This is a genomic window from Pseudobacillus badius, from assembly GCF_002189605.1.
Classification (GTDB): domain Bacteria; phylum Bacillota; class Bacilli; order Bacillales; family Domibacillaceae; genus Pseudobacillus; species Pseudobacillus badius.
This window is the reverse complement of record NZ_MWMM01000004.1, coordinates 236913-256657: the sequence shown is the minus strand read 5'-3', so window position 1 is coordinate 256657 and position 19745 is coordinate 236913. Positions and strand designations below refer to the sequence as shown.

The 19745-nt window shown below is 43.8% G+C and carries 26 protein-coding genes; 15 read left to right on the top strand and 11 right to left on the bottom strand.

Features of this window, described 5'->3' with window-relative positions; translation table 11 throughout:
• Positions 1–67 precede the first annotated feature (67 nt).
• A complete protein-coding gene (locus B1A98_RS10265; protein WP_063384935.1) occupies positions 68–1240 on the bottom strand; it encodes an LL-diaminopimelate aminotransferase in 1173 nt (390 codons plus the stop codon).
• A gap of 222 nt (positions 1241–1462) precedes the next feature.
• Here B1A98_RS10265 and B1A98_RS10260 point away from each other — a divergent pair, with 222 nt between their 5' ends.
• The 7 genes from B1A98_RS10260 (at position 1463) to B1A98_RS10230 (ending at position 6289) form a co-directional block, all read left to right on the top strand.
• Positions 1463–2893, top strand: coding sequence for a phospholipase D family protein (locus B1A98_RS10260; RefSeq protein ID WP_063384936.1), 1431 nt, complete (start codon positions 1463–1465; stop codon positions 2891–2893).
• Positions 2894–2999: 106 nt separating this feature from the next.
• Positions 3000–3206 (top strand): DUF1657 domain-containing protein, encoded by a 207-nt coding sequence (locus B1A98_RS10255; RefSeq protein WP_041095894.1) that lies wholly within the window; start codon positions 3000–3002, stop codon positions 3204–3206.
• A 55-nt stretch (positions 3207–3261) separates the two neighbouring features.
• Positions 3262–4266 carry a stage V sporulation protein AD gene (spoVAD, locus tag B1A98_RS10250; RefSeq protein WP_041095895.1) on the top strand — a complete coding sequence of 335 codons (1005 nt, stop codon included), beginning with the start codon at positions 3262–3264 and terminating at the stop codon, positions 4264–4266.
• Positions 4267–4279: 13 nt separating this feature from the next.
• Positions 4280–4486, top strand: a complete 207-nt coding sequence (locus B1A98_RS10245) for a DUF1657 domain-containing protein (RefSeq protein WP_063384937.1) — start codon at positions 4280–4282, stop codon at positions 4484–4486.
• 15 nt (positions 4487–4501) lie between these two features.
• Entirely contained in the window at positions 4502–5362 is an 861-nt protein-coding gene (locus B1A98_RS10240; protein ID WP_063384938.1) for a DUF421 domain-containing protein, read from the top strand.
• 155 nt (positions 5363–5517) lie between these two features.
• Positions 5518–5877 (top strand): replication termination protein, encoded by a 360-nt coding sequence (locus B1A98_RS10235; protein ID WP_041095898.1) that lies wholly within the window; start codon positions 5518–5520, stop codon positions 5875–5877.
• Between the two features lie 37 nt (positions 5878–5914).
• On the top strand, positions 5915–6289 hold the full coding sequence (locus B1A98_RS10230) for a PH domain-containing protein (RefSeq protein ID WP_041095899.1): 375 nt from the start codon (positions 5915–5917) through the stop codon (positions 6287–6289).
• A 180-nt stretch (positions 6290–6469) separates the two neighbouring features.
• On the opposite strand, the gene B1A98_RS10225 is transcribed toward B1A98_RS10230, so the two are convergent.
• Together B1A98_RS10225 and B1A98_RS10220 are read right to left on the bottom strand one after the other, a co-directional pair.
• The gene (locus tag B1A98_RS10225; protein WP_082821745.1) at positions 6470–6604 is read right to left on the bottom strand and encodes a YjcZ family sporulation protein; all 135 of its coding nucleotides are present in this window, start codon (positions 6602–6604) and stop codon (positions 6470–6472) included.
• Between the two features lie 221 nt (positions 6605–6825).
• On the bottom strand, positions 6826–7131 hold the full coding sequence (locus tag B1A98_RS10220) for a CotD family spore coat protein (RefSeq protein WP_082821746.1): 306 nt from the start codon (positions 7129–7131) through the stop codon (positions 6826–6828).
• Here B1A98_RS10220 and B1A98_RS20460 point away from each other — a divergent pair.
• Positions 7087–7224: a hypothetical protein gene (locus B1A98_RS20460; RefSeq protein ID WP_162301616.1), complete on the top strand. Its 138-nt coding sequence runs from the start codon at positions 7087–7089 to the stop codon at positions 7222–7224. The genes B1A98_RS10220 and B1A98_RS20460 overlap by 45 nt on opposite strands.
• Before the next feature lie 38 nt (positions 7225–7262).
• Here B1A98_RS20460 and B1A98_RS10215 read toward each other — a convergent pair whose 3' ends face one another.
• A complete protein-coding gene (locus tag B1A98_RS10215; protein WP_063384939.1) occupies positions 7263–7634 on the bottom strand; it encodes a hypothetical protein in 372 nt (123 codons plus the stop codon).
• A gap of 409 nt (positions 7635–8043) precedes the next feature.
• Here B1A98_RS10215 and B1A98_RS10210 point away from each other — a divergent pair, with 409 nt between their 5' ends.
• From B1A98_RS10210 to B1A98_RS10200, 3 genes are all read left to right on the top strand, one after another.
• Positions 8044–8187 carry a YrzI family small protein gene (locus tag B1A98_RS10210; protein WP_082028077.1) on the top strand — a complete coding sequence of 48 codons (144 nt, stop codon included), beginning with the start codon at positions 8044–8046 and terminating at the stop codon, positions 8185–8187.
• 222 nt (positions 8188–8409) lie between these two features.
• Entirely contained in the window at positions 8410–9627 is a 1218-nt protein-coding gene (locus B1A98_RS10205) for an MFS transporter (RefSeq protein ID WP_063384940.1), read from the top strand.
• A gap of 441 nt (positions 9628–10068) precedes the next feature.
• On the top strand, positions 10069–10524 hold the full coding sequence (locus tag B1A98_RS10200) for a hypothetical protein (RefSeq protein ID WP_125474356.1): 456 nt from the start codon (positions 10069–10071) through the stop codon (positions 10522–10524).
• Positions 10525–10641: 117 nt separating this feature from the next.
• Here B1A98_RS10200 and B1A98_RS10195 read toward each other — a convergent pair whose 3' ends face one another.
• A complete protein-coding gene (locus tag B1A98_RS10195; protein WP_063384942.1) occupies positions 10642–10971 on the bottom strand; it encodes an AzlD domain-containing protein in 330 nt (109 codons plus the stop codon).
• Complete coding sequence (locus B1A98_RS10190) at positions 10968–11675, bottom strand: AzlC family ABC transporter permease (RefSeq protein WP_370511063.1); 708 nt, start codon at positions 11673–11675, stop codon at positions 10968–10970. The genes B1A98_RS10195 and B1A98_RS10190 overlap by 4 nt, the downstream gene beginning before the upstream one ends.
• Before the next feature lie 83 nt (positions 11676–11758).
• Between B1A98_RS10190 and B1A98_RS10185 the strand changes: the two genes are divergently transcribed.
• Positions 11759–12313, top strand: a complete 555-nt coding sequence (locus B1A98_RS10185) for a helix-turn-helix domain-containing protein (RefSeq protein ID WP_063384943.1) — start codon at positions 11759–11761, stop codon at positions 12311–12313.
• A 135-nt stretch (positions 12314–12448) separates the two neighbouring features.
• Here the strand turns inward: B1A98_RS10185 and trhA are convergent, their stop codons facing one another.
• Positions 12449–13093 (bottom strand): PAQR family membrane homeostasis protein TrhA, encoded by a 645-nt coding sequence (gene trhA / locus B1A98_RS10180; protein ID WP_063384944.1) that lies wholly within the window; start codon positions 13091–13093, stop codon positions 12449–12451.
• A gap of 477 nt (positions 13094–13570) precedes the next feature.
• Here trhA and B1A98_RS10175 point away from each other — a divergent pair, with 477 nt between their 5' ends.
• Together B1A98_RS10175 and B1A98_RS10170 are read left to right on the top strand one after the other, a co-directional pair.
• Positions 13571–15298 carry a methyl-accepting chemotaxis protein gene (locus tag B1A98_RS10175; protein WP_063384945.1) on the top strand — a complete coding sequence of 576 codons (1728 nt, stop codon included), beginning with the start codon at positions 13571–13573 and terminating at the stop codon, positions 15296–15298.
• 25 nt (positions 15299–15323) lie between these two features.
• Entirely contained in the window at positions 15324–15599 is a 276-nt protein-coding gene (locus B1A98_RS10170; protein WP_063384946.1) for a GNAT family N-acetyltransferase, read from the top strand.
• A gap of 19 nt (positions 15600–15618) precedes the next feature.
• Here B1A98_RS10170 and B1A98_RS10165 read toward each other — a convergent pair whose 3' ends face one another.
• Both B1A98_RS10165 and B1A98_RS10160 read right to left on the bottom strand, forming a co-directional pair.
• Entirely contained in the window at positions 15619–15801 is a 183-nt protein-coding gene (locus tag B1A98_RS10165; protein WP_041095906.1) for a YozQ family protein, read from the bottom strand.
• A gap of 79 nt (positions 15802–15880) precedes the next feature.
• Entirely contained in the window at positions 15881–16705 is an 825-nt protein-coding gene (locus B1A98_RS10160; RefSeq protein WP_063384947.1) for an MBL fold metallo-hydrolase, read from the bottom strand.
• 129 nt (positions 16706–16834) lie between these two features.
• On the opposite strand from B1A98_RS10160, the gene B1A98_RS10155 reads away from it, so the two are divergent.
• The gene (locus B1A98_RS10155; protein ID WP_063384948.1) at positions 16835–17257 is read left to right on the top strand and encodes a DUF2935 domain-containing protein; all 423 of its coding nucleotides are present in this window, start codon (positions 16835–16837) and stop codon (positions 17255–17257) included.
• A 59-nt stretch (positions 17258–17316) separates the two neighbouring features.
• On the opposite strand, the gene B1A98_RS10150 is transcribed toward B1A98_RS10155, so the two are convergent.
• Entirely contained in the window at positions 17317–17796 is a 480-nt protein-coding gene (locus B1A98_RS10150) for a hypothetical protein (RefSeq protein WP_063384949.1), read from the bottom strand.
• A 208-nt stretch (positions 17797–18004) separates the two neighbouring features.
• Positions 18005–19630: an ABC-F family ATP-binding cassette domain-containing protein gene (locus B1A98_RS10145; RefSeq protein ID WP_063384950.1), complete on the bottom strand. Its 1626-nt coding sequence runs from the start codon at positions 19628–19630 to the stop codon at positions 18005–18007.
• Between the last annotated feature and the right edge of the window lie 115 nt (positions 19631–19745).

Below are 19745 nucleotides of genomic sequence, written 5' to 3'. Positions count from 1 at the left end.
TTCAAACCCTTCCAAGTTCCTTTTGTAACCAAACTAAAACCTGCAGCCTGAGGCCGCAGGTTTTTTGTTAAGAAACGGGGGAGAAGACGGTTTGCAGATTTTGCGCCGCTTTTCTTAAAGTTTCTTCTGGCTGAACGAGGGCGATCCGCACATAACCTTCCCCGGACGGCCCAAAAGCCGACCCGGGAACCATGACGACGCCGGCTTCTCTCATGCAATGAAAGGCAAACTCTTTTGAAGTCCAGCCGGCCGGTATCTCTGCCCATATAAACATGCCGCCTGAAGGACGATCCACCTGCCAGCCAATTGCATGAAGCTCATTGACCAAGGCGTCCCGCCGCTGCTGGAAAACCGCCCGGACATGGCTGCTTATTTCTTCAGCCTGGTCAAAGGCGGCAATTGCCGCCGCTTGAATTGGGGCAAATACACCGTAATCTAAGTTAGACTTCAGCCGTGTAACAGCGCCAATGATGTCTTTGTTGCCAGCGATGTAAGCAATGCGGGCGCCGGCAAGGCTAAAGCTTTTGGAGAGAGAGTTAATTTCAATGCCGACCTCTTTGGCACCAGGTACAGCCAAAAAGCTTAGCGGCTTCGCATTGTCAAAGTAAAATTCCGAATAAGCTGCATCATGAAGAATGGCAATTTGATGTTGTTTGGCAAAAGCAATGACCTCGTTAAAAAATTGTCTATCGGCCTGGCCAGCCACCGGGTTGCCGGGGTAATTTAAAATCATCAGCTTTGCCTTTTCAGCAACGGCTTCTGGAATGGCTGAAAGATCAGGCAGGAAGCGGTTTTCTTTTAAAAGCGGCATATAAAACGGCTCGGCTCCTGCTACTGAGAGCCCAGTTTCATAAGCTGTGTACCCCGGATCGGTGACGAGCACAATGTCTCCTGGATCCGCAAATACGAGGGGCAAATGGACGAGCCCTTCCTGAGAGCCCATGGCATGAACCAATTCCGTTTGCGGATCTAATGAGACTCCGTATACACGGTCATAGTAGCGGGCCGCCGCTTCGTAGAATGCTTTTGTCCCTGATAAAGTATAGCCGTATTGCGTGGGGTCTGCCGCCCGCGCAGAAAGTTCACGGCGAATGACATCAGCTGGAGGAAGGTCTGGACTGCCCAGACTGAGGTCGATAAGTGTTTGGCTTTCAGCCTCCAAGCGCAGCTTAAATGCTTTTAATTCACTGAAAATGGATGAACCAAATTTTTCCATTCGCTTTGAATAACAAAATTCCAAGATGAACGCCCCCTGTAGTGTAAATCAATGATTACTAAATTATTGTAGCATACAGAATTCTTGTTTGATTTTAAATTTTTCAATAAGAAGCATAGCACAGGAAAACAGACTTAAATTGTTATTCTTCTTTTCGTCTTCATGGGACAAAAATTGGGCTTGCTTGCCAGTTTCCTTTCTTTAGAAAGCGGGAATAGTCTTGTGACGAAATGAGGGAGGAAGGCCATGGACAAAAAGATAAGAAAAAAGCGGCTGGTGCTTTTAGTCATTCTTGCTATTTATGTAGCCACCATGCTGCTCCATGTATATAAGCCGCTTCCGGAACATATTTCCTATGAAAGTCCGGTTTATCAGGTGGAAGCGGATCAAGTTAATTTTTACTATAATCTAACGGGAAAAAAAGAGAAGGAAAAGCAGTTCACTGAGCAAATATTGAAGCGGACGCTGGAAATTATTAATGAAGCAGAAGATTTTATCGTAATGGATGTTTTCCTGTTTAATTCTTACCACAATAAAAATGAGGAATTTCCCCACATTACTGAAAAAGTAACAGAGGCTCTGATTCAGAAAAAACGGGAACACCCGCATATGAATATTATTCTTATCTCTGATGAAGTCAATACGTCCTATCAATCACATGCGACGCCTGAGTTTGAAAAAATGAAGAAAAACGGCATTCCGGTGGTGTTGACCAACATGAAGCCGTTGCGCGATTCTACCCCGTTATACAGCGGAGGTTGGCGGATGTTGTTTCAGTGGTTTGGCGACAAAGGAAACGGCTGGCTGCCAAACGGCCTTGCCGAAACCGCGCCTGATATGACTGTGCGTTCTTATTTAAAGCTGTTTAATATTAAGGCGAATCACCGCAAGACCATTGCTACTGAGAAGACGACTCTTATCAGTTCAGGAAACCTGCATGATGCCAGTGCTTATTTCACAAACACCGCTTATGAGGTGAAAGGGGCGTTAATCAATGATGTGCTTCTCTCGGAAAAAGCGGCTGCCGATACGCGACAAAAAGTCGCTTTTCCGTCAGCAGTACGGGAGCAAACAGGAAAAGGAAAGATGCACGTTCAGCTATTAACGGAAGGGAAAATTGCCAAAGCTGTGAACGAAGAAATAACAAAGGCAAAAAAGGGGGAAGAAATTTGGCTCGCCATGTTTTATCTTGCTGACCGCGATATGATCGATGCATTGACAAAAGCCGCAAACAGGGGAGTGGAGGTAAAGCTGATTCTGGATACGAATAAAAACTCATTTGGCAAGAAAAAAACCGGTTTGCCAAACATTCCGATGAGCGATGAGCTAAAGGAAGATTCGAAAGGCAAGATCGATATTCGCTGGTTCGCGCCAGAGCCTGAACAATTTCATACGAAAATGATTTATATCAAGAAAAAAGATAAAGGCACCATTATTAGCGGTTCAGCCAATTATACATCGAGGAATTTAAACAACTTTAATTTGGAAACGGATGTGAAAATAACGGGACCGCGTTCAGCTGCAGCGATCGAAGAAACAGAGAAATATTTTCAGCGGATTTGGAAAAATGAAGGGGCGGAATATACGACGGACTTTGACAAGCATTACAAAAAAACAGCCCCTATTCAGAGGGGGGTGTATACGCTGCAAAAATTGCTGCACTTTACTACGTACTGATGGAAGAAAGCATGCCGATGCATGCTTTTTTTATTTACAAAAATTGTTAAAATATTTTTTGCGAAAACAACCATTCTAAAAGGGAAAGTAAAAAAGGAGGGTTATGATGACGGTCATTAGTGATTTAAAACAAACAATGTCGGGGTTAAAAAGTGCACAAGCAAGCTTAGAGGGGTTTGCATTGGCAACTGATAACCAGCAGGCAAAGCAGTTATTTCAAGAGGCAGCCCAACAAACACAGGCAGTGATTGATGCTATTCAGCCTCGGATCACAGAAGTAGAAAATGAAGAGCCTCAATATAAAAACAGTTAATTAAATTCATTATATGCAAAATTCAAAAATAAAATAAAGCAAGCGGGGTGAATGTGTGGAAAAGCAAAGGACGTGGGTCTTCGAAAACAAACCGGTAATTATTTCAACAGGGGTTGTCGGTGGACCATTCGAAAGCAATGGAAGGCTGGCTGATGACTTTGATGTGTTGCATGCAGATCTGTGGCTGGGAGAAGAAACCTATGAAAAGGCGCACAGAAAGCTGATGGAAGAGGCGACCATGCGGGCGATTGAAAAAGCAAGATTAAAAAAGCAGGATATTGAATTTTTTTTCGCCGGCGATTTAATTAATCAGATTACACCGACAAGCTTTACCGCCCGCACCCTTGCTGTGCCTTATCTCGGGTTATTTGGTGCTTGTTCTACGTCCATGGAAGGGCTGGCGCTTAGTTCCCTCTTAATTAACAGCAGGATGGCGAATTACGTGCTAACCGGTGCATCAAGCCATAATGCTGCCGTTGAAAAGCAATTCCGCTATCCAACGGAATATGGGGGCCAAAAACCGCCAACCGCCCAATGGACAGTAACAGGTGCCGGCGCTGCTGTTGTGGCGCAGGCAGGTGAAGGGCCCCGGGTGTTATCTGCTACCATCGGAAGAGTGATCGATATGGGATTAACCGATCCCTTCAACATGGGCGGAGCGATGGCTCCAGCTGCTGTGGACACAATTATCGATCATTTAACATCCTTAAATATTGATCCTTCTTACTATGATTTCATTGTGACCGGTGACTTGGGTTCTATCGGCCGGAATATTGCTTTGGAGCTGCTGCAAAAAAGAGGCGTGAATATAAGCGACAGCCAGCTGCAAGATTGCGGGCTGATGATTTATAAAGACAGCCAGCCGGTTTTTTCCGGAGCGAGCGGTGCAGGCTGTTCAGCTGTTGTCGGATACGGTCATTTGCTTAAGCGCCTGAAAAAAGGAGAATTAAAACGAATCCTTTTGGTAGCAACGGGAGCTTTGCTATCGCCGCTATCTTTCCAGCAGCAGGAATCGATTCCGTGCATTGCTCATGCAGTAGCCCTTGAATCTAACGCGTAAAAGGAGAAGGTTTATGACAGTAGCATCGAGCGTCAAAACATGTACGGCCGGATTGAAGCAGGCAGAGGCTGTTTTTTCCAAGCTTGCTTTGCTATCAAGCGACCCGAAAGCACAGCAGGTTTTCCATGAAAGCATGCGGACGGTGCAGGAAATTATCGAGCGGATGAATAAACGTATTTTTGAAATAGAGAACGAAGAGCCGCAATACAGAGGGTTTTAGTCAGGGGGCGATTAAGTGGCTCAGTGGCTGGAAGTTGCAATCCGGTCTATATCTTTTTTAACGATTTTATTTATCATTACAAAGATTATCGGCAAACGGCAAATTGCTCAGCTCTCCTTCTTTGAGTATATTGCCGGCATTACAATCGGGAGCATTGTGGCTGAAGCTTCTCTTGCAAGAGAGCGTTCGATTATGGATGCGCTGATTGCCATTGGCGTATGGGGCATTATTCCGATGCTTGCTGATTATATTGCCATGAAAAGCAAAACAGCCCGGAGCGTTATCGAAGGGCACAGCACGGTCTTTATTAAAGACGGCAAGGTGCTGGAAGAAAACTTGAAGAAGGAAAAATATACGATAGATGAGCTGCTGTCTTTGCTGCGCAAGAAAGATATTTTTTCTTTAAGTGATGTAGAATACGCCGTTTTAGAGCAGGATGGAAACTTAAATGCTCTGTTGAAAAAAGATAAACGGCCGCTCACACGAAGTGATTTGCAAATGCCATCGGTGAATGAAAAAGAACCTTATACTGTTATCATGGATGGGCATTTGTTAGTCGATTCGCTGGCAAAAAGCGGAAAAACGAAAGAGTGGCTGGATCAAGAATTGGAAGCAGCGGGTGTAACGATCGAAAATGTATTTATCGGTCAGATTAACTCCTACGGCGAACTATACATTGATTTATTTGATGATCGGTTGCAGGCGCCTGCTCCGCAGGAAAGACCGTTGCTGCTGGCGAATTTAAAAAAGCTGGCTGCCGACATGGAAATCTTTGCTTTAGCAACAGATTGCGAAAAAACCAAGAAAATGTACGAGAAAAATGCAGCGGATATTCAAAGGGTCATTCAGCAAGCAACCCCGTATTTATCGAATTAAAGACCGTTTTTCAACCGTCTTTAATTCGATTTTTTTCATATTTCATTATGTGCAAAATTCAAAAAATGAAAATATATTGGTTCCTAAGCCGCAATTTTGCTAAAATAAAAACAAAGCAATGACGCAAGCAAACAACGAGCAAAGGAGTGACAAGCTTGCCAAGAGGTGAAGGGAAATTTCTCATTAAGCAGCGGGCTTTTTTAAAGCTTTTTATGATTCGGTTTGTGGAAGAAAATAAGCTTTACGGCATGCAAGCGATGGATGAACTGAAAATGACATTTAAACAGTTTGGCTACGAGCCGAATCACTCGGAAATTTACAGGTCGCTTCATGAGCTTATTGACGATGGGATTTTAAAAAGACAAAAAAAATTGCAAGAAGGGGCGAAATACAAAGAAGTAGTGATTTATCAATTTGCCGACTATGAAAAGGCAAAGCTTTATAAAAAACAAGTAAAGACAGACCTTGATCGAAGTATAGGGCTGCTGAGGAAGGCATTAGAAGATGTCTACTAATGATGAAGATCAATAGAGAGAGAAAAGAGGGGTAACCATGGGGTTATTTGATGGCCTAATCGGGAATGCGACAGAAGCAGATATTGAAAAAGTAGAAAAGACGCTCGAAAAAATTATTTGTGACGGCGAACGCATTGAAAAAGCTTTTGAAATTTTAAGGGATTTAATTGTCTTCAGCAACCGGCGCTTAATTGTTATTGATAAGCAAGGGATGACAGGGAAAAGAATCGAATACCATTCTATCCCATACCGCAGTATTACACATTTTAGTGTGCAGACAGCCGGCACGTTTGATTTAGAGGCGGAATTGCTCATTTGGATCGCTGGAACAGAAAATCCAATCGCTAAGCAGTTCCGAAAAGATGACAGCATTTTTGACGTGCAGCGAACATTAGCCACTTACGTTTTATAAGAAACCATTGGTCAGCCGTTTAAAGAGAAAATGAGGGAAGGAGCTTTCTAAAGAAAGCTCCTTCATCTATTTATTCGGTTCGTTTATCTTTCATATAAGAAACAGTCACTGCAGACGGTCAAAAATGACAAGGAGGCAATATCTATTAATGAGACGTTCTCCTTGTCAGACAGCCATTCATTAGCACCAGAAGGAAGCGCCAATAATGATCAAAAGAATGAACAACACGACAATCAATGCAAACGTGCTGCCATATCCGCCGTAACCGTATCCGCCGTATCCGCAGCATCCGCCATATCCGCCAAAGAAGCCCATCTGTTTTTCACCTCCTGATTAATAAGAACAATACATATTATGAAACAAACGAAAAGAAGGAATGGATAAATGCACTAGTAAAGAAAAATAATTGATCTATTTCCGACCTTTTAAGCGGTAGCAGTCAATCATCAATCTTTTGTTATCTTTTTTAAAGGAAGCGTGGTGTTTTTCACCTATAAAGAGCCAGGCGCCTGCCCGGCATATGACTGTTTTTTCACTTAAAATCCAAAAGGTCTCATCGGACCACAAGGCCTAGGCGGCATTCCGCACATGAGATGCTGCTGACAGCATTCATTGATAACGCACTCTGTATGAGGGAAATAGTGCTGGTGATGAATCATATGTTTGTTGACTGTAGTGGTATGGGAAGGGTGGATATGCGGAACAACAGTATTAAATACATTTGTTTTAACAAATTGCTGTGTGGGCGAAACTAACGGCGGGTCAAACTGCGCAGGCAATACTTGAGGAGGACAAAGATGAGGAGGACGAGCTCCGTAGCCGCCCCAATGTTTGTTAAACATGTTACGACCTCCTTCGTTATAGGATACGAGTCACTACCAGTGTATGAAAAAAGGCAGGCGATGGATGGGGGAATGCCTATTCGCCGCAAGTAAGAGGGAGAGCCAAATGGCTCTCCCTGTGCATTAAGATATCAGTATTTATGATGTTTTTTATGCTTCTTTTTATGGTGTTTGTAAGGCATCGGCGGTTGAGTGATCCATACAGATTGCTGCTGGGTAACCTGAGGGTAATCCATGTAATGATGATAATGATGGTGATGGTGGTGGCAATGCTCCATTCCCATGAACGGATAGCCCATCATATGCGTATAATCAGGGTAAACCATAGGAGCCATGCCCTGGCAATGATGCATAAAATCTCTCATATCAGGAGCGATATACTGATCTTCCCACATGGTAGAATCTGGTGCCACAGGTTCATCTGGTCTAGCAGCTAGATCGTCCCATTGGTTTTGATCCTGCCATTCGGTTTGGTTTTGCCACATATTTTGATCTTGATTCATATTTGCCACCTACTCTTTAATTTTTGAGAGAAAATCTCTCGACAATGGCATGTTATGTTTGATTGCTGGAAAGGAAGCTTGTTTTTCACTGATTAGGCAGGTGCCCGGTAAGCTTTACTTGGAGGGGAAGCGGTATTGACTGCATTTTAGATCTTAAAAAAGGGGCAGAGAATTTATGTTAATCCTTCTTGAAAGGTCGGTCCTCTGCTCAGATGCCCTCCCGCACGCAAAAAAGGGCATTCTTCTCAAATTTCAAAAAAGTCTTGTTTTTTGGTTTTGTTTGTGGATATAATTAACAATGTATCTTTAATATGTTAATCAGCCGCGCGTTTATGGACTGGTCAGCTTTCACATTAACTTCGAAGAGGCAGAAGCATACAATGCTTTTTTTGAAGGGAGGTGAGACCAGATGACGATAAATTTACTATTTGTCATTGTCACCATCAAACGACGCCAGAAAAGTGTGGAAGATTATTTTCATAACGAGCGCGTTGAGAAGATGTATGAAGAGATGAAGATGAAACAGCAAGAAAACCTGACGAACTTGTTTTAAAAAAATTGTAAACTGAAAGGAGAATGTTTTATGATTTTCTTATTACCAGCCCAAGTTAAATTGTTGAATTCACTGTTTGTTTTGAAGGATTCTGCCTAGTAAAGCTGACCAGAACTAAAGTAACGCCGTAATGGTTCACATGCCCCCGCTCTGTAATATGCTGCGGGGGTTTTTGCTTTCACTGGCACGTGATGTATTATATCTGAATAGGAATGATTGTTTATGACATCTGTAACAAATAAAGCCGAGGTGCGCGAGGCGACGATATACAGCATGCTCTTTGCCATCAGTGCCGGCCACTTTATTAATGATTCCATCCAGTCTGTCGTTCCCGCCATGTTTCCGATTATTAAGAACTCCCTGCACTTGTCTTATTCGCAGATGGGGTGGATTGCCTTTGTGCTAAATATGACCTCTTCCGTGATGCAGCCGGTATTTGGGGCTGCATCTGACCGCAGGCCGCAGCCGTATTTGCTGCCAGCAGGAATGCTTTTGTCCATGGTTGGCGTGATTGCCTTTGGTTTATCTCCTAATTTTTATTTTGTTCTTCTTGCCGTTTTATTTATTGGTTTAGGATCGGCTGTTTTTCATCCGGAAGGCTCAAGGGTGGCCTTTATGGCTGCTGGCAGCAGACGAGGGCTGGCCCAGTCCATTTATCAAATGGGCGGGAACGGCGGACAATCGCTCGCTCCGGTGTTTACTGCATTTATTTTTGTGCCTCTTGGACAAAAAGGGGCGCTGTTATTTGCAGCCATCACCGCTGCCGGTGCCATAATGCTCATGAAGGTATCTGCCTGGTACAAGGAAAGGCTGGTGATCCACGGCGCAAAAAAGAAGCAGCAGACATCTTCGGCCACAACGAAGCTGCCCGCCCGAATAAAAGGGGCGATGGTTTTATTAATCTTTTTCGTGTTCGCCAGATCCTGGTATGTGGCTGCTATTACTAATTTTTACCAATTTTATTTGATTCAAGATTATGGGCTGTCGGTTCCGCACTCACAGCTGTATCTATTTGCCTATTTAGCGGCTGGTGTAGCAGGAACCTTTCTTGGCGGCCCGCTCGCTGACCGTTTCGGCCGGAAGAATTTGCTCATTTTCTCCATGCTTGGAGCGGCTCCGCTGACTCTTCTTCTTCCATACGTACCGGTAACCGCTGTTTTGCCGATTCTTTTGTGTATTGGTTTTATCCTGTTGTCCAGCTTTAGCGTGGCGGTCGTATATGCCCAGGAGCTGCTGTCCAATCGGATTGGCATGGCTTCTGGCTTAATTGTAGGACTCGCCTTTGGGATGGGAGCTATCGGTGCAGTTGTGTTCGGATTTCTCGCAGATGGTTTCGGCGTAAAATTTATTATGGTCGCAGCCAGCGTTCTTCCGCTGCTTGGCATAAGCGCTCTATGGCTTCCAGGAGATAAAAAAATAAAAGCGTGGCAGGCCCGATGATTATTTAGTCATTGGATCTAGAAGTTCATTGAAGATCCCGCTGTGTGAGCGGGATTTTTCATTTTAACTTTAGGTATAGATAGCGAACGCCTTAGGGTTTTTAAAACGAGAAAGGAACAAGAGCATCTTGCTTTATCAAGTTTTTCCTCGTTTACATCAACAAAGGAAGCAGCCGCTGTTTTTCATTGGCTGGATGAAGAGGTTATTATTGCCGCTAATAAGAGCCTTTTTCAAAGTCCATAATATCATTGTGTTTAAAAAGCCAGCACCTGCTCGCCAGCCCAGGAGGTAGCAAATTTGCTTATTACACTATTCATATTAGGCCTAGTTATGCTGGCTGTTATTTATTTTGTTTCTTTAAACAGGAAGGGGCAAACTGATAACAGAACAGATGACTTGGTCATGGAAAATGTGCCGCATCTAACAAAGGAGGACTTTACAATGGCTAAGAAAACAACAGAAGAAGTAACTGAACAAGTGGTAGAAAGAGTAGCGGAAAGAAAATTCGAGGAAGAGATTGGTGAAGAGTTAGCGCCTCTAAGAAGTCAGTTGGATTCTATGGCAAGCACATTAAATCAGCTTCAAAGCTCCCAGCAGCAACTCGGCTCGATTGATCCATCATCAACGGTGTCCAATCAACAGGCCGCTCAATTGCTTCAGCAGATGCAGCAATTTAGAAGACAAGCTCAAAGTCAGCAGCAGGAGACTTTCGAGCAGCTCCAGCAAACCGTTCAACAGGCCGCACAAATGTTAGGAAGTGTGGGGCAAACCCTCCAGTCATTTAGCATTCTTAACCAAATGACTCAACAAATCGATCAGTCTCAGCAGCAGCTAAAACAATTAAGTTCCCAGCAAGTTCCACACAATCGACAAAACACTTCTTTTACTGAACACTGATTTTTCAGGAAGAACAGAACAGCTTGATAAAAAGGGGCCCATCCAAAAATGACTTTTTGGATGGGCCCTCCTTTTTTCTGCTGTATCGATCCTATAGACTAAGATGCAGCAATTTGATTAAACAAAATTCCTTAAAGCAGCCATCACAACAATTCCGAAAATCACAGTAGCCAACAGGCTTTTAGTCCACAAAGCGACGAATAACGTGGGGATCAATGCCGCCAGCACCTGCCAGTTTATCGCCGGCAGGGTCGCGGCTCCGCTGTTATCAATCACACTTCCGGCAATCAAAGCTGTTAAAATACAAATAGGAATAAATGAGAGCCATTTCATTACGACATCCGGCAATTGTAAATTCCGGACAATTAAGAAAGGAGCGACCCGGGGAATCCAGGTCACAACTGCGCAGCCTGCCAAAATAAGAAGGGTGGTTATATTTATACTCATTTCGATGTCACCACCCCGATAGTCGCCACGATCACAGTTGACAAGATAACGGCGAGATCAACAGAAACAAAAGCAGAGAATAGATACATCGCTGCGACCATTAAAAAAATAAGCATTAAATAATGCTTTAATTTAGACGCTTTAATGCTTTCTATCTGCAAGACTAGCAAGGCAATAAACATCGCTGTTAGAGCAAAGTCCAGTCCGAATTTTTCAGGATCGGCGACCCATCTTCCAAGAAGCGCCCCGACGACGCACGAAGCAATCCACGTAGTATAAGCAGTTAAATTCAATCCGTTCATCCATCGGTCATTCACTGGTCGGCCATTAAAGATTCTGCCCGCCGCCACCCCGAAGGATTCATCTGTCACCAGCGTGCCGATACCGGCATTTTTCCATAGTGAATAATTGGAAAAGTGCGGAGCCAGCGTAGCACTTAATAAAAAATGCCGCAAGTTGACAATAAAAGTAGTAAAAATGATGGCAGAGGCCGGACTGCCGGCTGCGATCATGCCGCAAATGATAAACTGTGCGGCCCCCGCATACACGAATACGGCCATAAAAGCAATTTCCATGACGGACAATCCGGAAGCCACTCCGATCATGCCAGCTGCAAACCCGATACTTATGTATCCTAGAAGAGTGGGGATGCAATCCTTGACTCCTTGATGAAAGGTTAGAGAACTTTCTTCTGCTGCTTCCATTTCATTCACTCCCATCTTTATGTTTATGATATTATACATTTGTATATTATAATGATCAATATTTCTTTTTCAGGAGGACGATCATGGATTCCCTACAACAGTTAATTGGAAAGAATTTATTTGATATCCGCAAAAAGCGAGGACTGAGCCTGGACAAGGCCGCTGAACTGACCGGTGTCAGCAAAGGAATGCTGGCACAAATTGAAAAAGGAAAAACAAATCCCACAGTGACCACTCTGTGGAAGATTGCTAACGGGCTGAACGTGTCATTTTCTGCCTTTATGAAGGAGGAGGAGACACAAATTACCCAAGTAAAAAAAGAGCAGCTGCAGGCTCTTGTTGATGATCAAGGAAATTATTTAGTTTATCCGCTTTTTCCTTACCATCCGCAGAAAAAGTTTGAAATTTATTCGGTGGACATTCAGCCGGGAGGAAGCCACTTTTCAGACGTTCATACGAAAAACAGCGAGGAATTTGTTTTAGTAAGTGACGGGGAGCTGACGATTGAAATCCAACATCAAGAGTTTACTTTAAAAAAGGGAGAAGCACTCAGCTTCCAAGCTCACCAAACACACATCTATAAAAACGCATCCACGCAAAAAACCTCCTTTTTTGTTATTATTTATTACCAAGAATAAAAAAAGGGGCTTTGGCCAATGGGAAAACCTGCAAATTTTTGCGGCCTGCTCCGAAATGCCGTGGAAACATGGAAATAAGGATAAGAAGGAAAATAAAAGAGACCTAAAAAAAATCGCCGTTGCCGGCGATTTTTTTTAGGCTGACGGCAGCAAGTACAAGACGGAGAAAAAGTGAGTCACACTTCCGCCAAGAACGAACAAATGCCAAATCATATGATGGTATTTAAATCCTCTCCATACGTAGAAAACAGCGCCGAGCGTGTATAAAACCCCTCCCGTCACTAGCAGGGCCAGACTGCCGCTTGGCAGGTTTTGAACGAGCGGTTCCCATGCAAATACAATCAGCCAACCCATCAGTACGTAAAGAAGCGTGGACGTATGTAAAAACTTTTTAACAAAGAAGCATTTAAATACTGTTCCAAATAAAGCCAGTCCCCAGATGATACCGAATAATGTCCAGCCGAGTGTTCCTTTAACAGCCAAAAATAGAAACGGGGTATAGGTACCAGCGATAAAAAAATAGATCGAAGAGTGATCAAAAATTTCAAACAGGTTTTTGGCTTTGCCTTTTGGCAAGCTGTGAACCAGCGTGGAAGACAGATAGAGCACCAGCATGGTCGCTCCAAAAATGGTAAAGCTGACAACATGCCAAGCCGTTCCGTATAAAGAAGAGTAGACAATCAACAGCACGAGTGCCGCTATGCTCAGCAATGCCCCGATGCCGTGTGTAATAGAATTGGCAATTTCTTCTCCTTTAGAGAACATATGTGTATTTGCCATTGAAGCCTCCTCCTTTAAGCAATGTTCCTTCAGTGTATCATATAAGCTCTCATTTATCATTTTCTAGGCATTATGACGAAAGATTGAGCAGACAAGCAGATCTATAGGTAGAAAAGCGAAGAGCGGAAGGGAGAGCGGCCGATAAAAATAGTCTATTAGATGGACATTGGCACATGTATTGCATTGTTTTTATAAAGGAGATAGGTCAATGTGAGTATTAAACATGGAAGGGAGCAGGGAGGAGAATAGTTGTATAGGTAAAATTTCACAATCGAGAGAATAGGAGAGAGGCTTCTGAAATAATTGGATTTTTATGCGAAAATGAATAATTTATTCTTTGTAGAATAACAAATGCTGGAATTAGAGTAATCGTTGCTGATTGTGCGAAAGACAGGGGATTGCTCCTACTCATTTCATGCAGATCAAGTATTCTTTATCCATTTTTGAAAGAAAAAGACAGAAGAAAGGGCTGGAACTATGACGATAGCAAAAAAACTGACGGGGACGATGCTGGTCATTTTGCTTCTTTTATTGGTCGCCACTATGGCTATTGCTTATATGAACACGACATCTTCCATTGAGAAAACGATTGGCGCTCAAGGGATTCAGTCGGCTGAAACCGCTGCCGCTTTTATTGATTTAGATAAGTATGAGCAATTTTTGCAGCAGCCTTCGGAAAGCAAGGAGTACTGGGATATCCGCCGGCAGTTAAATCAGATAAGAGAACATCTCGGAGCGATGTATTTATATACCTTTACAGTGCAGGAGAACAAACCGAAAATGCTGATTGACGGCATGGCAAAGGGAGATCAATATTCCACCGAAATAGGAGAAGAGCTTTCCATGCCTATGGAAGATATTGAGCCGGTGCTTCAAGGAGGAAGCAGTTATACAGATGTGATTGCTGATGAACAGTATGGCAAATACGTTTCTGTCATGGTTCCGCTCAAAAACGAGCATGGCGAAATCGTTAGTCTTATTGGCCTCGATATTTCCGCTCAGCAGATTGATAAGATTGGAGAAGAAACTTTAAAGAAAAGCCTCCCCTTAATCATTGCTATTTTTCTCATGATGATCTTGCTTGCCTGCATCATTGTCTACCTGCTCATTAAACGTACGCTTGAACCATTGGCTGGCATGAACGAAGGGGTGGATGAGCTGGCAGCCGGCCGCATCGGGCAATCCCTTCAAAGAATAGAAACGATTCATGCAAGCCGAAAGGATGAGATCAGGCAGTTCACTGCTAACTTTCGTTCGGCTGTTTCCCAACTGGTCGCCATGATTTCTTCTATTCGCTCTTCCTCAGATTCATTAACTAACGCAGCAGAACAGCTGACCAATGATAATCGTTCAGCCCAGGAGTCAAGTGAAGCCATTATGGAAAATATTCAAGAGATTTCAAAGGGGAGCGAGCGTCAGATGCAAAGCAACGAGGAAGCTGTCCGGGCCATGGAGGAGATGGCCGCAGGAATTCAGAAAATTGCTGAGTCGGCCTCCTCCATTGCAGAAGCAAGCAGCGGGGTCACAGAGCTGACAGAGGCAAGTTATCTGCAAACGAGTGACGCTGTTTCGGAAATTGAAGAGGCCGTGCAATCAATTGTTGCGACAAATAAAGAAGTCGTTGAGCTCGGCATAATGTTTAAGGAAGTAGAAAAAATTGTAGGAGTCATTACATCAATTACAGATCAGACAAACCTTCTTGCTCTGAATGCGGCGATCGAGGCAGCCAGGGCAGGAGAGGCAGGAAAAGGCTTTGCTGTCGTGGCTGATGAAGTAAGAAAGCTGGCGGAAGAATCAAAATCATCGGCTGGACAAATCACTGAGATGCTGAACAATTTTGAAGCTGTGACGGCGAGAGTCATTGAAAATACAGAGGTAAGTACAAAAAAAGCGGAAACCAGCACAGAAGCCGTCTTAAAGATCGAGCAGTCATTGCAGAAAATGAAGGATTCCATTCAAGAGGTCAATAAAGATGTTCATGAAGTATCGGCAGTGACCGAAGAAATGTCAGCAGGAACAGAGGAAGTGCTTGCTTCGATGGAACATGTAGCTCAAATTTCGAAAAACAATGTAAAACAAACACAGCAAGCCGTGTTTGCGGCAGAAGAACAAAGGGAATTAATGAGGAGGATGAACGAATCAGCCCATCAGTTAATGGGACTATCCGAACAGCTGGAGTCGGCTGTTCATCGATTCCGCTTATAAGTGAGGAAGGAGGAGGTGATGACGAATGGATATCAAACATGAAGAGGGACGATTTTTCGTTGAGGACAGCGGAAACATGCTGGCTGAGCTGTCCTATGTGCCGGCAAGCAACGGACAGCTGGAAATCAATCATACCTATGTTGATGAACAGCTTCGCGGACAAGGAGTAGGAGAGCAGCTTATTGAAGAAGCAGTGAGCTATGCTCGTCAACAAAATAAAAAGATCGTTCCTACATGCTCGTATGCAAAGTCTAAGCTTGAAGAAGACAGCCAATATAAAGACATTTTAGCGAAACAATAAAAGGCCCTGTTAGGGCCTTTTATTGTTTCGGGAAATCCTCCATCGCTTCGTCCAATCGGTCTATGTGTCCGTCAATGGTTCCTTCAGTATACGTATCGCTTGCCTGCTCATGTGTGACGGCAAAACCTTTCTCGGTTTCATCAGCACTTTTATAATCATTGAACGCAAAGGTTCTGCCAGCAGGTCCCTTTTCCTTTTTCATAAAGAGGCTCCTTTCACTCAGGTGTCTGCTTAGTGTATGGGGGAGCGTAAGGAATTATTCAGTAAACAGCAGAAGGATTTCAGTGGTGATCGTCCACATACCGTCCATAATCAGGAACCGCCACCTCATCAAAATGAGCAACTAAATGAGCAAGACCGTCACTTAACTCTTGCCCTGCTGTTTCTGTTCCATGGCCTGTTGCAGCGATTGCCGGCTGCAATTCGGCCAGCCGGCCGACAGAAGCTTTTGCTGCTTCCCAATCGGTTGTTAAATAGCGCGGCGGACCCTGAAATTCTTTTTTTTGCGTAAGCACGTTGTAGAGTGCGTCTTGTTTGACTGTGACAAATGCATCGCCCGCGAGCAGAACGCGGTCTGCCGCTCGAAACAGGGAAATATGTCCTGGCGAATGCCCAGGTGTGTGGATCGATCGCCACCCTGGCATCGGCGGAATCAGGCCGTCTGCCGGCAATGCTTTTACTTTTCCTCCAAGGTCGATCGCCTTTGTTGGAAACATGGGCGACATTTTGGCGACTAAGCCTCCTTCAACAGATGCATCAGGTTTTGGGTAATCTTTTTTGCCTGTTAGATAAGGAAGCTCCATCTCATGGGCATATACGGGCACATCCCAGCGGTGAACCAGCTCTTCAAGGGCGCCTACATGATCGAAATGTCCGTGTGTTAAGACGATGGCTTTCGGTTTTGCTCCTTCACCAAACAATTGCTCTGTTTGCTTCAGAATGTCATCAGCAGAGCGGGGCATGCCTGCGTCGACAAGCACCCAGCCCTGCTGATCGCCAACAAAGAAGAGATTAACAATTTGCACCGTGAACATATGAATATCCGGTTTGATGGAAACTACTCTGCCGCTGTTGACAGAAGTGGCAGGAATAAATTGATTTTCCAAATCTTTTCCTCCTCGTTATGTGTCCAGTCTTACTATATCCATAATGAACGAATGAAAACCGCTGATGGAAACATACTGCTTGTCTTTCCTTCATATGATGTCATAGATGAATAACAGGGAGGGACAAATATGCAATTTTACTATGGTCCGCAAATGCCGCTGCGGATTTTAGATGAAGCAGAGTTTTGGAAGCATCAGGAAGAAGAACATACAGTTGTGATTCGGGAGCTTTTGCCTAACCTAGAAAAAAATTATGTAGAGGCCCTAAAAGAGTGGGAAGCTGCTTTAGCAACGACGCACCAAACGATTGTTCAATTTATTGAAGCACTCTCCCGGTCGGGAAACTACATTCCGTCCGTTCTCTATCAAGAGGTATTAAAGCTAACGGAATTTTGTTTGAAACAAAGTATGGCATTCATTGCCCTCTGCCGGCAAATTAAAAAACACAGCAAAAGCGTTCAGGACAATCCTGTGGCTATCTCGGTAGTAAATCATATTATTCGGGAGTCTGAATACTTTATTGGCATTGCCAGAGCTTTGCTGTCAGCGTGAAGCAGTCAAATAAAAACAAAGCCGATTGGCTGCGAATTCCGCTCCGCAGCCAATCGGCTTTAATAAAATTCCTTATAGACCTTTCCGTGTTTCAAAACATCATAAATGGCTTTTCCGTCACTTGGATTTTCTGCTCCATAGTTAATAGGGATCATAGAGAAGAAAATGAGATACACGGAAAAATAAACGAACTGATAAAAGAATAGGTGTTTTGGTAAATAACCGATATGAATCAACCCGTTAACAATGATGATAGATAACGTATTAAATAGAAGGCCGCCCGCATAAATCAGGGCATGCTTCCAGCGCCTTTCCTTTTTTAGCTCGCCGTAGTAGCAAGCTGCATCCACAAAGTAAAATTTCCGTACTTCTATCCCCTTAAAAGAAAACAGCACGGCGCCTCTTCCGACCGTTAGTTTCGCTGAACCTCCAAACAGCCAGGCGAAAAACGCATGACCGCCCGTATGGATAATTAAAGTTAACGGAAGCGTGATAAAAAAAGCCCAGACGAACGTCACCATGTCGTTAAATGTAAACATAAGCACGCTCCTTTTTTAAAGCTCTTGCTGTTCTCTAGTGGTTTACCTCAAAGAGATGTCTGTAAACGTCCAATTTTAAGGAGACTGGATTTTTAGATTAAGCCGTGGTTGATTCGCTGAATGAGAGGGGAAGGTTACAGGAGGAATCAAAGCAGGGATCTCAAAATAAAATCAGCCGGAAACAGACTCCGGCTGATTTTATTTGTCTTTAAGACACTTGATACATTTCTTTAACCTGCTTTTGCAAGTCGGCATTTTCTAAGTATTCATCATAAGTCATTTGCTTGTCGATCAAGCCGTTTGGCGTAATGTCGATGATCCGGTTAGCAATGGTCTGGATAAACTGATGATCGTGAGAAGCAAAGATCATGGATCCTTTGAAATTCGTTAAACCATTATTCAAAGCAGTAATAGACTCAAGATCCAAATGGTTTGTCGGTTCATCGAGCAAGAGGACGTTTGCCCCGGAAAGCATCATTTTTGAAAGCATGCAGCGGACTTTTTCTCCTCCTGATAAGACACTTGCTTTTTTCAATGCTTCCTCGCCTGAGAAAAGCATCCGTCCTAAGAATCCGCGCAAAAAGCTTTCACTTTCGTCTTCAGGGGAGAATTGGCGCAGCCATTCGACAAGCGTTAAATCGGAGCCTTCAAAATACTGGCTGTTATCTTTCGGGAAGTAAGACTGGCTTGTCGTGACTCCCCATTTGAATGTGCCGCTGTCGGGCTCCATCTCACCGGCTAAAATCTTAAATAAAGTTGTTTTTGCCAGCTCATTTGTACCGACAAGAGCGATTTTGTCATCTTTATTCATAATAAAGCTAATATTATCGAGCACCTTCACGCCATCAATTGTTTTCGTTAATCCTTCCACACGCAGCAAGTCATTGCCGATTTCGCGCTCCGGTTTAAAATGAACATATGGATATTTGCGGGAAGAAGGCTGGATATCATCAAGTGTGATTTTTTCAAGCGATTTCTTCCGGGAGGTTGCTTGCTTTGATTTAGAAGCATTGGCGCTAAAGCGGGCGATAAACGCTTGAAGTTCTTTAATTTTCTCTTCTTTTTTCTTGTTGGCATCTTGCGCCATCTTTGCCGCCAGCTGGCTGGATTCATACCAGAAATCATAGTTTCCGACATAAATTTGAATTTTTCCAAAATCCAAGTCTGCAATATGAGTACATACTTTGTTTAAAAAGTGACGGTCATGGGAAACGACTATTACTGTGTTTTCAAAGTTAATCAGAAACTCTTCCAGCCATTGAATCGCCTGAATGTCCAAATGGTTGGTCGGCTCGTCAAGCAGAAGGACATCTGGCTTGCCGAAAAGAGCCTGCGCCAAAAGCACTTTGACTTTCTCTGAACCAGTCAGCTCAGCCATTTTTTTTGTATGAAGGTCCTCAGGCACACCAAGTCCCTTTAATAGGATCGCCGCTTCTGATTCGGCCTCCCAGCCGTTTAATTCGGCGAATTCTCCTTCAAGCTCAGCTGCCTTCATGCCGTCTTCATCTGTAAAGTCCGCTTTCATGTAGATGGCGTCTTTCTCCTGCATCACTTCGTATAAGCGAGCATGGCCCATGATGACAGTCTTTAGCACTTCTTCTTCCTCATATTCAAAGTGATTCTGCTTTAATACAGCCATACGTGCGCCGGGTGTCATGGAAACATGACCGGTTTGGGACTCAAGATCCCCTGATAAGATTTTCAGGAAAGTGGACTTGCCGGCTCCGTTGGCACCGATTAACCCGTAACAATTCCCGGGGGTGAATTTAATGTTAATATCTTCAAATAGCTTTTTATCGCCGAAGCGCAAGCTGACATCCTGTACAGTAATCAATAGTATTCGTCCTCCATTTATTCATAATCGTATCGATTATACCATCTTATAGCAGGAAAAGGGAGAGCTGTCCTGCCGGTAAAGAAAAGTGTGCAAAAAAAGAACCGCAGCCGCT